The sequence below is a fragment of the Pseudomonas sp. R1-1 genome (assembly GCF_051132135.1).
In the GTDB taxonomy this organism is placed as follows: Bacteria; Pseudomonadota; Gammaproteobacteria; order Pseudomonadales; family Pseudomonadaceae; genus Aquipseudomonas.
Genome location: NZ_CP071663.1, coordinates 1,425,238 through 1,439,786 on the forward strand (window position 1 = coordinate 1,425,238; position 14,549 = coordinate 1,439,786).

Here is a 14,549-nt window from a genome sequence, read left to right on the forward strand (position 1 = left end):
GATTTGACAGGTGCGCAAGACTGTTTTGTGTGCTTGGCCAACGTTTTTATTGCCAAATGCACGCATAAACAAAAACGGCCGGGTCATCGCTGTGGATGAACCGGCCGTTTTCATTCGGGCAAAGCGCTTACTGCACTTCGACCGCCAGGCTTTCGCTGATCTTCTGTTGCCAGATCTCAGGACCGGTGATGTGCACCGACTCGCCTTTGCTGTCTACCGCCACGGTGACCGGCATGTCCTTGACCTCGAACTCGTAGATCGCCTCCATGCCCAGTTCGGCGAACGCCAATACCTTGGACTTCTTGATCGCCTGGGCGACCAGGTAAGCGGCGCCGCCGACTGCCATCAGGTACACAGCCTTGTTGTCTTTGATCGCTTCGATTGCGGTCGGGCCGCGCTCGGATTTGCCGATCATGCCCAACAGGCCGGTCTGCTCGAGGATCTGCCGGGTGAACTTGTCCATCCGCGTCGCGGTGGTCGGGCCAGCCGGGCCCACCACTTCGTCACCGACCGGATCGACCGGGCCGACGTAGTAGATGAAGCGACCCTTGAGGTCGACCGGCAGGGTTTCACCCTTGTTGAGCATCTCGACCATGCGCTTGTGCGCGGCGTCGCGACCGGTGAGCATCTTGCCGTTGAGCAGCACGGTTTCGCCCGGTTTCCAGCTCTGCACGTCTTGCGGGGTCAGCGTGTCGAGGTTGACGCGACGGGCCGACGGGCCGGCTTCCCAGACGATTTCCGGGTAGGCGTCCAGCGGTGGCGCTTCCAGCGAGGCCGGGCCGGAACCGTCGAGCACGAAGTGTGCGTGACGGGTGGCGGCGCAGTTGGGGATCATGCACACCGGCAAGGAGGCGGCGTGGGTCGGGTAGTCCATGATCTTCACGTCGAGCACGGTGGTCAGGCCACCGAGGCCCTGGGCGCCGATACCCAACTGGTTGACCTTCTCGAACAGCTCCAGACGCATTTCTTCGATGCGGTTCTGCGGGCCACGGGCCTTCAGCTCATGAATGTCAATGGACTCCATCAACACTTCCTTGGCCATGACGGCGGCTTTCTCGGCGGTGCCGCCGATGCCAATACCGAGCATGCCCGGTGGGCACCAGCCGGCGCCCATGGTCGGAACGGTCTTGAGCACCCAGTCGACGATCGAGTCGGACGGGTTGAGCATGGCCATTTTCGACTTGTTCTCGGAACCGCCGCCCTTGGCCGCCACGTCCACTTCCACGGTGTTACCCGGAACGATGGAGTAGTGAATTACCGCCGGGGTGTTGTCCTTGGTGTTCTTGCGCGCGCCCGCCGGGTCGGCGAGGATCGAAGCCCGCAGGACATTTTCCGGCAGGTTGTAGGCGCGACGCACGCCTTCGTTGATCATGTCGTCCAGGCCCATGGTGGCGCCATCCCAGCGTACGTCCATGCCGACACGCACGAACACGGTGACGATACCGGTGTCCTGGCAGATCGGGCGGTGGCCGGTGGCGCACATGCGCGAGTTGATCAGGATCTGCGCCATCGAGTCACGGGCCGCTGGCGATTCTTCGCGCAGGTAGGCTTCGTGCATTGCCTGGATGAAATCCACGGGGTGGTAATAGGAAATGAACTGCAGGGCGTCGGCAACGCTCTGAATCAGGTCGTCTTGCTTGATCACGGTCATGAGTCGCGCTCCTCTAAAAGACGGGAACATTCAATAAGGTGCCTGCGGCTTGGGTGCATCGGTCGGTCGCAGACACCTTTCAAGGCACGCCGGGGCTGCTGGCGCGACGCTAAAAAGGCGCGGCAGTATACCGCGCATCAAAGGGGCGTACACGCGTTGGCGGTCATTCCTTGGTCGCATGGGTGGGCGAATATCGGACAGGGGGATGCGTTTCGACGGGAGCCCCTCACCCCAGCCCTCTCCCGAGGGAGAGGGAGCCGATTTTCGTGCCTTCAAAAATTCAGTTCGACGCGGTTTCGCAAGTCGGCGCAATTCGAACATTCAACCCGATCAGTCCCCTCTCCCTCTGGGAGAAGGGCTAGGGTGAGGGGCTTTTGGCGGTGTCAGCGGGACACACTTTTGACGCCATTTTCCCGGCCCGAAAATCGGTGGTCATTTAGCGACCGGGCCTCTAAAGTGGCAACCGGTCTGTAGAGTAGGACACTCGGTCAGCTTCTTATCGCACGGTGAGTCAACGATTGACCCATAACGCCATTCAACGTCTTTTGCTCAAACGCTTCGCCCTCGCTGCCGCCACCTACGGATTGGCTTTGCTGCTGCTGTGGCTGGCGTTTTTTACTGGTCATTACGAGCAATCCCTTAGCGCCGTGAGCATCGGCAGCGCGTTGGTGGTCATCAGCCAGGCGGTGCTGTTTGCGTTGTTCTGGAGCGGGCGCAACCTGCGTTTCACCGACCCCAGTCTGACCGAAGCGCAAGTGCTGCTCGGGCTCGGCTGGCAGACCTGGCTGATCGCCCATCTGGACGAAGCGCGCGGCGTCTTTCTGGTGTTTTACGTGATGATCCTGTTGTTCGGGCTGTTCCACCTCAGTCGGCGAGCGTTCGTCCGTTGTGCCTTGCTGGTGTTCTTCAGTTTCAGTGCGATCACCCTGTGGGACGGTTACCAGTTGCGCCTGCGTGAGCCGGCGCTCGCGGCGTTGCAGGTGTGCGTACTGGCGCTGGTGCTGGCGTGGCTGGTGCTGTATGCGCGCTTCGTCCAGGTTTCGCGGCAACGCCAGCGCCAGCGCCGGTTTGCCTTGCAGGCGCATCAGGACACCTTGCGCGGGATGATGCGTCAGCTTGAGGATCTGGTCGCCACCGATGAGCTGACCGGGCTGTTCAACCGCCGGCACTTTCTACGCCTGGCCTCGCGCGAACTTAATGCAATGGACAGCGATGTCGTGCACGGCCTGGCGTTGATCGACCTCGACCATTTCAAACGCATCAACGACCTGCACGGTCATGCGGCGGGTGATCAGGTATTGCAAGCCTTCGCCGGGGTCGCCCAGGCATGCCTGCGCGACGGCGATGTGCTGGCGCGTTATGGTGGCGAGGAATTCGTCGTGCTGCTGCCCGATTGCGACGCCGAACGGCTGACCGCGTGCTGCGAGCGCCTGCGTATCGCCTTTACCGATGTGGAACTGGTGGGCTTGAATGTGCGCAACCTCAGTTTGTCGGCTGGCATGACCCTGCTGGGGCTGGGTGATGATCTGGACGACGCCTTGCAGCGCGCCGATCAGGCGCTGTACCGGGCCAAGCGCGACGGGCGCAATCGCTGCGCGGCAGCGTGGGAGAACGTCGATGCCTGAACTGCGTGTCGGTGAGCGGCACTGGTCGGTGGCGGCGGGTAGCAATCTGCTCGATGCGCTCAATCAGAACGGCGTCGCCGTGCCTTACAGTTGTCGCGCCGGCAGTTGCCATGCGTGTCTGGTGCAGTGCGTGCAAGGCCTGCCCGCCGATAATCGCCCGGACGCCTTGAGCGTTGAGCAGCGTCAGGACGGCTGGCGCCTGGCCTGCCAGTGTCAGGTGATCGAGGATCTGCAGATACACTCTTTCGACCCGATTACCGACGGTCGCCCGGCCGTGGTCGAGGCTCTGGACTGGCTCAGCGACAACGTCCTGCGGCTGCGCCTGACCGCACAACAGCCACTGCGCTACAGCGCCGGGCAACATCTGGTGCTGTGGCTCGGGCAGATTGCGCGTCCGTATTCGCTGGCGAGCCTGCCGCAGGAAGACCGCTTTCTTGAATTCCACCTCGATTGCCGTCAGCCCGGTGAGTTCAGCGACGCGGCGCGACGCTTGCAGATCGGCGACCCGCTACGCCTCGGCGAACTGCGCGGCGGCGCCTTGCACTACGACCCGGACTGGCACGACCGACCGTTGTGGCTGCTGGCCGCGGGCACCGGTCTGGGGCCGCTGTTCGGCGTGCTGCGTGAAGCCTTGCGCCAGGATCACCAAGGCGCCATCCGCGTCATTCACCTGGCCCATGACGAGCGCGAACACTATCTGGCCAAACCCCTGGCGGCACTGGCGGCGCAGCGGGAAAACCTCAGTGTCGAGTTATGGACGGCGGCCGAGTCGGCCGCCGCTTTGGCGCAACTGCGCCTTGTTTCCCGGCAAACCCTGGCCTTAGTCTGCGGCTCGACCGCCAGTGTCGACGCCTTCGCCCGGCGCCTGTACCTGGCTGGACTGCCGCGCAACCAACTGCTGGCCGACGTATTCCTGAGCCGTGGTTGAGCGCTGATTTCAGACGCGAGACACGCCATGACCGAAGCCATCCTGCTGCAACGCGAACGCGGTTTGCTGAGCCTGCGACTCAATCGCCCGGACAAGAAAAACGCCCTGACCCGCGCCATGTACAGCCGCCTCGCCGAGGCATTGCAACAGGCCGACAGCGACCCCGACATCAATGCCGTGCTGATCAGCGGCAGCGCCGAATGCTTCACCGCCGGCAACGACATTGCCGACTTCATCCAGCAACCGCCGAGCGACCTCGACAGCCCGGTGTTCCACTTCATGCTCAATCTGCTCGAATGCCGCAAACCTGTGATCGCCGCCGTGGCTGGTGCCGCAGTGGGTATCGGCACGACCATGCTGCTGCATTGCGATCTGGTCTATGTCAGCCGCGATGCACGCTTGCGCATGCCGTTTGTCAATCTGGGGCTGTGCCCGGAATTCGGCTCCAGCCTGATTCTGCCGCGGTTGCTCGGGCAGGCCAGAGCAGCCGAGCTGTTGTTGCTCGGCGAAGGCTTCAGCGGGGAACAAGCGGCAGCCTGGGGCATTGCCACCGAGGCGCTGGACAGTGGCGACGCGGCGTTGAGCAAGGCCCGGGAAGTGGCGCTGCGCTTCGATGAACTGCCAACTGAGGCGGTGCGTGTCAGCAAGCAATTGATGCGAGCGCCGGATCGTCAATTGTTACGCAAGGTGATCGAGGAGGAGGGCGCGTTGTTTACTCAGCGGCTGCGGTCGCCGGAAGCGTTGGCGGCTTTGAGCGGATTTTTTCGCTGAATATTACGACGCCTTCGCGAGCAGGCTCGCTCCCACAGGGGAACGCATTACAAAGGTGGTGCGAGCCTGCTCGCGAAGAGGCCGGATCAATCGACACATCTTCCAGACCAGTAAACAAAAAGCCCCGCCATTCACATGGCGGGGCTTTCGTTTTTCAACTGCCGATCACTCAGACCTGCGGATCACCGACCTCAATAATCAATGCAAATCATGGTTGGCAAGGCGGGAGGATTGATTTGGCGTCAAGTCAATCGATCAAGCCACGGGCGATACAAGGCAAAGCTTCGTTGTTGTACCTCGCGAGAAAAAGCAATTTGCCATCTGCAAATAATTGCAACGGGTGTGCTTGCCTTGGTGCGTCGAACCAGAGCCAGCCGCCATCGCCATAGCTGACATCCAGCGTTCCTGCATCATCGAATCGCGCGACAGCGCAACGGTTCTGAATGGACAGGCCGGAAACCAGAATTTTGCCGTCCCGCTGAATGATAGCGTTACACCAACTTGTGTAGGCCCCATCAAGATCGGTTAACAGCGGGGCGCCACTATTGAACTGAATATTGAATTTTCCATCCTTTTCCAGGCTGATCAGCAATCCGAGCGTTTTTGTGGAATTAGCGTGACCAATGCCAAGAATACGATTATTGGTTTGAGCGACGAGGCGACGAACGTAAAATCTTTCAATGCCTTCGCCCCCCTTGATGACCACATAACCTGCCTCGCCAAATGAGGTATCCAAAGCCCCTGATGGCAAAAGTTTGAGGAACAGTGCATGGGTTCGATGTCTGGCGTTTTCGGAGCAGGAGCCACCGAGGATGTAATTACCGTCAGCATCAGTCAGAGCGTGCTTGATCTCCGTGTATGGAAAATCCGGGTGCTTGATTATCTTCCAGCCTTTACCGTCGAAACCGAGATCCGGTTCGCCGTCGGGCATCAGGCACATGACCACCGATTGGGTTTGTTTCGTGCCAGATTCGAGTCCCGTAAGCAGAAGAATTTTGCCACCAGCCAGCACATGACTGCTGCCCTTGGCTGATGTGGTGAAGTTTGCGTGAGTGGTGTCGGGACGGGGAGCTGTCTTCCAGGAAATTGTTCCCAGTTCTATGAGTTTGGTGCCACCTATGCCGTAAGTGGTATCAACTCGCCCATCCGGATACAACCGCATTAAACCTTTCTTGAGATTGCCTTGACCATCCAAATGGACGCCGCATAACAGCAATTTACCGCTGTCCAGTTCAAACATGGCCGTGAAAAGCGAGTACGAACGGTCTGCCATTTTTGGCACGAAGTCTCCAATCAAGACGCCACTGGAATTGAACGACGTATCTACCGTGCCGGCTGGAGTAAGCCGCAAACAGTAGTAGGCGAGGTGTTCTGAGGCTACATGCAAATGACCGGTGACATAAATGTTACGGTGCTGATCGAGCGCTAAGCTGATAGGGGTAATAAATCCAGGAACAGGAGTTGTCAGCATCACGATCCCTACGGGTGCTCCAAACGAAGGATCCAGTGGCGCCGCTTTAGTCAGACGCTTGGGAAAAGTGTTTTCACCCTCGTGTGCAGTCTTGTCCATAAGGCTTCCGTAAAATCGCATGACGACGGCCAGATCCGGCTCCGTGCTGAATTCGAAACCGGCGACGACAATTTTTCCATCCTCTTGCAACGCAACGCCTGTTAGATGCGTCGAGGGACGAGCTTTGGTCCAGAAACTGTCGGCATTGAATTCAAGGTCTTCTTTGCCGTCACTCAGCAGACGCGCTAATACAGCGAACGATTGTCGAGTAGAGGAGGGCGAGTCGGGCGATGTTACCGTGCCTGCAAGCACGATTCTGCCGTCGGGCTGCATTGCAGCGCAGGTCCAGCGGGTGAGGCAGTTGTCCAATTGAATGGTCGAAGGCTCGCCCTTATTGAACTGAATGTTGTCTTTGCCGTCCGGTTCCAGACTGATCAAAAGACCTCGCCCATCAGAGGTTTCGCCAATAGCCAACAATCGGTTGTTGGTCTGGCTGATCAACGAATTGATTGTGGCATCCACGAGGCCAGCGGAATCAAAGACGCGAGAGCCTGTTTCATTAAAAGTGGTGTCTGGCTCACCTTGAGGCGTGTAGCGGGCAAAAAAAACTCCTCTTGGCGTGTTTTCCGAATTCAATGTTCCGCAGACAACGATATAACCTTTTTCGTCGATAAAGCCGTTGTTAAGTCTCACTTTTTCAGGACCTTCACCCGGTGCAATCACTTGCAGGTAACCTGTCTGATTGAACGCGGTATCGAGCGTGCCGTCACGATTCAAAAGGAAAACGAACGCGGAGGTATCAGCCAGATGAGTGACGACATACGTGTGGATAACGAGGGTTTTCCCGTTACTCAAGGCCACGACACCCGGGGTGACATATTCCCCGTCGGAGGGTTTGCTGGCCGATAGCACGTTCTGTGAGGCGGGGCGTTTGAGGATGACATAGCCGTTTTTGTCAGGACCGTAACTTCCATCGAGTGTACCGTCGGAGTTAAATCGACCGAGCGCTGGAGTAGCACGGCCGCCGGCCAGCCCGAACAGAAGAATTTTTCCATCATCAAGCAAGTTGATGGAACAACCGGTCGATGCACTACCGGGGGCGAAGTTGCCATGTGCGATGCCGTTTGCAGCTTTAGCGAAATCAAGATCGAGTGTTCCGTCTGATTTCAGTCGCCCTAAGACATAAACATTGCCTTCAACTCCACCGTGCGCCTGGCCGGTGAAATACAAATGGCCTCCCTCCGATACTTTTTGCGCCGTCACACCAAGGAAAAAATCTGGTTGCGGGTTAATACCCTGTGGATGCCAGATGCCTTTTCCATTGAAGGAGGGATCGAGTGCAGTGAGCTGCAGCGTAGATTGCTGTTGAGTGATCATGACCTGTCCTGCGATTGTTGCTGGAATCAGTCAATTAGTGACCACTCCTTGACGGGCGTCTACTGACAACTCTGACAGAGGACTTCTATGGCTGACTGGCGTAAGGCGCCATGTTTCAGAACAAAAAAAGCCCCGCCATTCACATGGCGGGGCTTTTGCGTTTCAGCTGCTGGTCACTCAGACCTGAGGATCACCGACATGCAGAATCTTCATGCCGTTGGTGCCGCCGGTGGTGTGGTAGCTGTCGCCCTTGGTCAGGATGACCCAGTCGCCTTTTTCCACGACGCCGCGCTTGGTCAGTTCGTCGATGGCTTTCTGGCTGACTTCGTGCGGTTCCAGCGAGGCTGGATCGAACGGGATGGTGTAGACGCCGCGGAACATCGCTGCGCGAGCCTGGGCTTCGCGGTGCGGGGTAAAGGCGTAGATCGGCACCGAGGAGCGGATACGCGACATGATCAGCGGGGTGAAGCCACTTTCGGTCAGGGCGATGATCGCCTTGACGCCCGGGAAGTGGTTGGCGGTGTACATGGTTGCCAGCGCGATGCTTTCGTCGCAGCGGGTGAATTCCTTGCCGATGCGGTGGCTGGAGGTCTTGCCGGTCGGGTGCTTTTCAGCGCCGACGCAGATCCGCGCCATCGCCTGCACGGCTTCCAGCGGGTACTGGCCAGCGGCGGATTCAGCCGAGAGCATCACGGCGTCGGTGTAGTCGAGCACGGCGTTGGCCACGTCGGACACTTCGGCGCGGGTCGGCATCGGGTTCTGGATCATCGACTCCATCATCTGGGTCGCGACGATCACTGCCTTGTTGTGGCGGCGTGCGTGCAGAATGATCTTCTTCTGAATGCCCACCAGCTCGGCATCGCCGATTTCCACACCGAGGTCACCACGGGCAACCATCACCGCGTCGGAGGCCTTGATCAGGCCGTCGAGGGTTTCGTCGTCGGCCACGGCTTCGGCGCGTTCGATCTTCGCCACCAGCCAGGCAGTGCCGCCGGCTTCGTCGCGCAGTTGACGAGCATATTCCATGTCGGCAGCGTCACGGGGGAAGGACACGGCGAGGTAGTCGACTTCCATTTCTGCGGCGAGCTTGATGTCGGCCTTGTCTTTTTCAGTCAGGGCCGGGGCAGTCAGGCCGCCACCGCGACGGTTGATGCCTTTGTGGTCCGACAGCGGGCCGCCGATGGTCACGGTGCAATGCAAGGCATCGTCAGTCTGGGTGTCAACGCGCATTACCACGCGGCCGTCGTCGAGCAGCAGCTCGTCACCCACGCCGCAGTCCTTGACCAGATCCGGGTAGTCGATGCCGACCACTTGCTGGTTGCCTTCGGTCAACGGATGGCTGGTGGAGAAGGTGAACTTGTCGCCGATCTTCAGCTCGATCTTCTTGTTGGCGAATTTGGCGATACGGATTTTCGGGCCTTGCAGGTCACCGAGCAGGGCGACAAAGCGGCCGTGCTTGGCAGCCAGGTCACGCACCAGCTTCGCGCGAGCCTTGTGCTCGTCGGGGGTGCCGTGGGAGAAGTTCAGACGGGCGACGTCCAGACCAGCCAGAATCAGCTGTTCGAGAACTTCCGGCGAGTTACTGGCCGGGCCAAGGGTAGCGACGATTTTGGTACGACGGACGGACATGCAAAGACTCCTGAGTTCAAGCGCCAGCGAAGGCTACTATGCTCGAAGGGTGTAGTCATTGTTCGTTTGCACTACTTAACGTTTTCTTTATTGAACGCAGCGTTTTTCAATTTGACGTTCCAGGCAATACACCTTTCATCGGAACTGGTATTTCTTACAGGTGTCACCCGGTTTTCCTGTCGGTATAAAAATCGCATCTCGCCTATGGTTGGCGAGGCGAAGAGGCATGACGACATGACCGCAAAAAAAGACGCATCTGAAGCACTCGAGCCACCTGTGATTACTTCACCGCAGAATGGGGATAAACCAGGTGCATGGTTTGCCGTGAAGGGGACCGCTACTCCTGGCAGTACCGTGCGCGCTTACAGCAGCAAGGATTCTTTGAATCCGCTTTTCAGTCAAGCTGTTGGCCCTGGTGAGAACTGGTTGAGTTCGATTGACCTGCGGCAGTTCGGATTCTACGTTGTCGAGGTTGCACCCGACGGCGAAGTCTCGCCACGTTCACCCGTCGTCACCATCCATCTCGCGTCCGAGCTGTCTGCGCCGCACAACGATGCCGTTGAATCCTGACGACTCGATTCACTTCAGCGCGCAAGGCGGTATTGAAGTTTTACCGCATGGGGTCGATACAGAGCACAAGACAGGAGAACCCCCATGCGATTGTTGCCCATTGCCGCCCTTGCCCTAAGCGTCCTCGCCGTCACGGGCTGCACCCGTTGGTCGATGAACCATCATTTGAACAATGCCTACAGCGCCTATGAGCGAGGCAATTGCGAGCAGGTCATGCTTGAGCTGTCCAAGGTCGAACGCGCCAGCCGTGCCCGCCCGTACGTGTGGCCGGAAGTATCGATGATGCGCGGCCAGTGTCTGGAGCGGCAAAAGCTCTACATCGACGCGGTGCAGACCTACCAGTTCATCATCGCCTCGTACCCCAACAGCGAATACGCCTACCGCGCTCGCGCGCGCCTGGAAACCTTGCAGAGCCTGGGCCATTACCCAACCCGCAGCGCGGCAGCCGTAGTTCGCCCGACGCGTTTCTGACGACCACGATACGGTACAAAATCTGGCCGTGTGTACAAGCTCAGCTATAGTCAAATAACCCGGATCCAGCCCACCCGCAAATATCCGGGGCAACACCTGCGACTGGTCAGCGGTAAGGTGACGGCGACTTGGCGACCGGCACACCGGAAGCGGGGAGAGCGGCCCGAATACGGGCACGTTCCGAAGCAAAGGTGCGGCTCCGTGATGGAGCCTTGCATGGCGAACTGCGCATGTTTACCGAACGGATCGAACGGCATCAGTTGCCGTATTTCCTAAGAGTGTTCAATAGCGTCACCGACAAGCCCATCGGTTTTCTCGGCAACCTCTCCGAAGACGGGCTGATGCTCATCAGTCAATTGCCGATGATGGTGGGCGTGGACTTCCAGCTACGCCTGAAAATCCCCGCCAGCGATGGCTGCCAGCAGGTCATCGACTTCACCGCGTGTTGCGTGTGGTGTCACGAAGACGCCACACCGCTGCACTACGACGCCGGCTTCGTCCTGCAACGCGCCCCGCTGGAGTTCGGTCAACTGGTGCAGGCGTTGCAGCGTTATTTCAGTTTTCAGCCGTTGCCGGCCTCCGCCTGATTCAACCCGCTAAAAACTTTGTGGGCAGGTCTCTCCTACCTTTGATTTGTGGTCTTTAGCAGATCTTGTGGGAGCGGGCTTGCCCGCGTGAGCGTCCCTACTGGAATAAAGAGTTGCAACGCTCAGGCTGGGTCATTCTCCCGTTCGTTATCCAGCCTTTTCGGCTAGCCACATTCCCACCCCACCTCACAGATCAATCGCCATCTCCAGATGCTGCGTTTTGTTTTTTCGGCCACCTCGTGCCTTGTTGACCAAGGTTACCGTTGGTCGGGACTGTCAGGTTTGACAGGTGACATGTATTTGCAGGAACGCTGATTCTGGACTCGGTTTTTAATTCGTTAATGCGGGAGAAAGAACAGTGACGGATGATTTAGAAATTCCCCTTGGCTGGGCAGCGCCTACCTTTTCTCCCAATGTTAGCGGAACTCTTCAACAGTTCCCCCTGACGATTCGAGTCAACACAATTCCGAATAACCTGACAAGGCGTGAAGTCCACTTCAAGCTTAATGGCAACCATTGGTACGAGATGGATCCGGGCTCAAACTCGAACGAACCATGGTACGACGTCATAATCCCTGAAATAAAACATAGTGACCGTCTGGAAATACATACGCGTTACGTGGGGGGCATGGTGGGATCGGACTGGGGCTTCTCAGGGCAGTTCCGCGTCATCAAGCCTTTGGAAATTATCTCGCCGCCTCAAGATAGTATTGTTTCTTCATCATTTACTATCACTGGCACCGGAGCCTGGGATAATCCCGTAATCGAAGTGACGGCAGGCGGCAAGTCTTTCAAAGGCGCGTCGAACCTTGACGGGACCTGGTCTGCCGTAGTGGAAGAACTTCCTCCCGGCAGACAAAGCTTCCATGCGACACAAACTTTTGGTGGTCAAACTTCCAAATCCAGGGAGTGGAATTTAACGGTAATCGAAGAGCCGCGAATAATATCTCCAGTAAGCGGTGCAGTGATCGGTGAGGCAAAACCGATTGTTTCCGGCACTGGTAACGTCGACGCGTGGATCAAACTCTACCGGCAAGGATATCCTCTGGATAGCTATGGTTCAGGAATTGTAGGGTTTGACGGTCACTGGGAAATAAAGCTGACCAGAGCGCTCTCATCGGGAAGTTTCTTACTGATTGCGGAACAGTCGTTCGAAGATATGAAAATGCCTTCTAACCCTGTCAATCTCACAGTTAACCTTCCGCTCGTTATTTTGGATCCGGCGCCAGGTACGCTACAGTCTCAATCGTTTGACCTTTCAGGTGATTTGGCCATCCAGGATGCCACCCTGGCTGTTTATATGGATCTGGTAACAGAGAAAGTGGGGGAGGCGAAGGTTTCGGCTGGTATCTGGGAAGTGCGGGTAACTGTCCAGCCTGGGCCCGCTTCACTCGTAGCGATACAAACTCTAAACAATGTTCCTTCACCTCGCAGTGCCCCCCGCTCTTTCCGGATCCGCCCTCCACAACTGGAAAAACCTGAGGTCACTTTACTCCCGAATACAAGCTTGAAGTTCTCCGGTACTGGCCATTTCGATCAAAACCTCCCGACCGAGATCCAGTTCTCTGCCAGCGACAGCTCCTTACCTTTGCCTCCCAACATCCGCGTTGATGGGCAAGGCCGGTGGGAAACGGGCCCCGTTGTCTGGCCTCTAGGCAGCTACGATGTGAAGGTGATTCAAAAGATCGCCGACAACGCCAGTGGCTGGATCGAATCGCAGCCTTTTGAGTTCAAAGTCCACAACGACATGCCGGATATCACCGAGGCGAGCTACATCGAGGAGTATCTACCCGTCTTCAGCGGCAAAGGTTACACAGGCGCCAGCGTCTCGCTCAGGTTTCCCGATACAACCGAGGCTGCACGAAGTGTAGTGGTCGTGAACGGCCAATGGTCGACGCCTGCATTGGTCAAGTGGGGGCCAACCAACAAGCGGGAAGTGCACATTACACAGCATTTGGGGAACCATGCTTCACAACGTCCTTTCATCCTGTACGTCACGATTCCACCGCTGGCGCCAGGCCTGGATGATCCTGCCGAGGAGGGGCTGGAGCCGATTTTCAGTGGCACTTGTTGGCCTGGATCGGTGGTAAAGCTCCGGTTCAGTGACGACGACATGGAGTACGAAGCGGATGTGGAGGGTGAACGCTGGACATTTCAGCGAACCGAAGCATTTGAACCGGGAGTCCTTCACCGCGTCAGCGTTACCCAGATCGTTGTCGATCTCCCTTCCGTGTCGGCATCGAAAACCTTCACTGTCCACAGAGTCATGTTGCAACCGCTGATCGTCGCGCCAGGATCCGGCTCAGAAGTGGGGTATGACGTCACCATTGAAGGTGAAAACGGCATGCAGGGCGCGGTGATGCAACTGCATGACAGCCAGATGGGAGGAACGCTGGGTGCTCCGCTCGAATTGCTTGAGGAGGGCAAATGGTCGATCGAACTACGTGATCTGGAGCTGAGGCATTATTTCCTCCACGCGCAACAGATACTCAACGGGCAAGAGTCGACCAACAGCGCTGTGCACGAACTCAAGGTGGTGGTGCCGCCGCCTCGATTCACGACGCCGATCCCTGGCGGGAAAGCGCCGCGCATCTCGAAGATTGCTGGCACTGGCCGACCTGGCGCGCTGGTGGAAGTCTGGCTGGAAGGCGCTACTGAGCCATTGCTGACGGATATTGAGGTCAACGCGTCAGGCAACTGGGAAGCCGAAGTGAGTTTGCCGGTGGGCAACACAACTATCTGGGCCTTTCAGACCTTCGTTATCAATGGCATTGCGCAGCGTTCTCAGCCCAATGAGCGTTTGCGTTACAAGGTCGTGCCGGCCGCTCCGTTTATCGAAACCCCGACTGCCGATGACCATATCGGCCGACGGGTCGTGGTGTCGGGTTTCGCAACGCGCGGCGACACCGTGACCGTGACGCTGGGTAGCGACCACGCAAGCGTCGAGGTGCGGGAAAACCGGACGTGGTCGGTAACGCTGGAGCCTGGGCAAGACGAAGGCAACCATGAACTGGAAGTTGTGGCGGCTTACGAAGGGTTTGAATCCGATAGCGCGAAACGCACGGTTCAGCTCGCTACTTATCTGCCCACCATTGATTTACCAGCGCCGGGACGCTGGGTCAGCAACCGGGTGCTGTTTGCCGGCAAGGGCCGTCAAGGTGTCGGTGTTCTGGTCGACCCGTTCAACCCGGACAAGATATGGGTAGCGTCGATTCAGGCCGACCCTGACTGGCAAGGTCTGTCTGAGCACGTGCTACCGCTGGGTGGCAACTGGTGCCGTTTCAAGCTGCAACCCAGCGATAGCGATCCGCTGGGTTCTGACTGGGTCGTCAGTGAGCGGTTTGAAATCGAATCAGTGCCGACGGATAAAACCCGGTTGTAAATTGCCGATGAGCGGTCATAAAACCTGTCATTTCTGACAGTTGTCAGC

At 57.9% G+C, this 14,549-nt stretch carries 10 protein-coding genes; 7 read left to right on the forward strand and 3 right to left on the reverse strand.

The window, feature by feature from the left end; genetic code table 11:
* Positions 1–127 precede the first annotated feature (127 nt).
* Positions 128–1,651 (reverse strand): fumarate hydratase, encoded by a 1,524-nt coding sequence (locus J3P75_RS06580; protein WP_434709700.1) that lies wholly within the window; start codon positions 1,649–1,651, stop codon positions 128–130.
* Positions 1,652–2,169: 518 nt separating this feature from the next.
* On the opposite strand from J3P75_RS06580, the gene J3P75_RS06585 reads away from it, so the two are divergent.
* Genes J3P75_RS06585 through J3P75_RS06595 form a run of 3 tightly spaced genes read left to right on the forward strand, consistent with a single transcriptional unit; the run spans position 2,170 to position 4,975 of the window.
* Entirely contained in the window at positions 2,170–3,276 is a 1,107-nt protein-coding gene (locus J3P75_RS06585) for a diguanylate cyclase domain-containing protein (protein WP_434709701.1), read from the forward strand.
* A complete protein-coding gene (locus J3P75_RS06590) occupies positions 3,269–4,204 on the forward strand; it encodes an iron-sulfur-binding ferredoxin reductase (protein ID WP_434709702.1) in 936 nt (311 codons plus the stop codon). The genes J3P75_RS06585 and J3P75_RS06590 overlap by 8 nt, the downstream gene beginning before the upstream one ends.
* A 27-nt stretch (positions 4,205–4,231) precedes the next feature.
* On the forward strand, positions 4,232–4,975 hold the full coding sequence (locus J3P75_RS06595) for an enoyl-CoA hydratase-related protein (protein ID WP_434709703.1): 744 nt from the start codon (positions 4,232–4,234) through the stop codon (positions 4,973–4,975).
* 247 nt (positions 4,976–5,222) lie between these two features.
* Here J3P75_RS06595 and J3P75_RS06600 read toward each other — a convergent pair whose 3' ends face one another.
* The gene (locus tag J3P75_RS06600; protein WP_434709704.1) at positions 5,223–7,862 is read right to left on the reverse strand and encodes a hypothetical protein; all 2,640 of its coding nucleotides are present in this window, start codon (positions 7,860–7,862) and stop codon (positions 5,223–5,225) included.
* Between the two features lie 177 nt (positions 7,863–8,039).
* Positions 8,040–9,491 (reverse strand): pyruvate kinase, encoded by a 1,452-nt coding sequence (pyk, locus tag J3P75_RS06605; RefSeq protein ID WP_203419272.1) that lies wholly within the window; start codon positions 9,489–9,491, stop codon positions 8,040–8,042.
* 234 nt (positions 9,492–9,725) lie between these two features.
* On the opposite strand from pyk, the gene J3P75_RS06610 reads away from it, so the two are divergent.
* The 4 genes from J3P75_RS06610 (at position 9,726) to J3P75_RS06625 (ending at position 14,501) form a co-directional block, all read left to right on the forward strand.
* Positions 9,726–10,061, forward strand: coding sequence for a hypothetical protein (locus J3P75_RS06610; protein ID WP_434709705.1), 336 nt, complete (start codon positions 9,726–9,728; stop codon positions 10,059–10,061).
* Between the two features lie 84 nt (positions 10,062–10,145).
* Positions 10,146–10,532 carry a tetratricopeptide repeat protein gene (locus J3P75_RS06615; RefSeq protein ID WP_208939991.1) on the forward strand — a complete coding sequence of 129 codons (387 nt, stop codon included), beginning with the start codon at positions 10,146–10,148 and terminating at the stop codon, positions 10,530–10,532.
* Positions 10,533–10,762: 230 nt separating this feature from the next.
* Entirely contained in the window at positions 10,763–11,119 is a 357-nt protein-coding gene (locus J3P75_RS06620; RefSeq protein WP_434709706.1) for a PilZ domain-containing protein, read from the forward strand.
* Positions 11,120–11,477: 358 nt separating this feature from the next.
* Positions 11,478–14,501, forward strand: a complete 3,024-nt coding sequence (locus J3P75_RS06625) for a hypothetical protein (RefSeq protein ID WP_434709707.1) — start codon at positions 11,478–11,480, stop codon at positions 14,499–14,501.
* Positions 14,502–14,549: the final 48 nt, after the last annotated feature.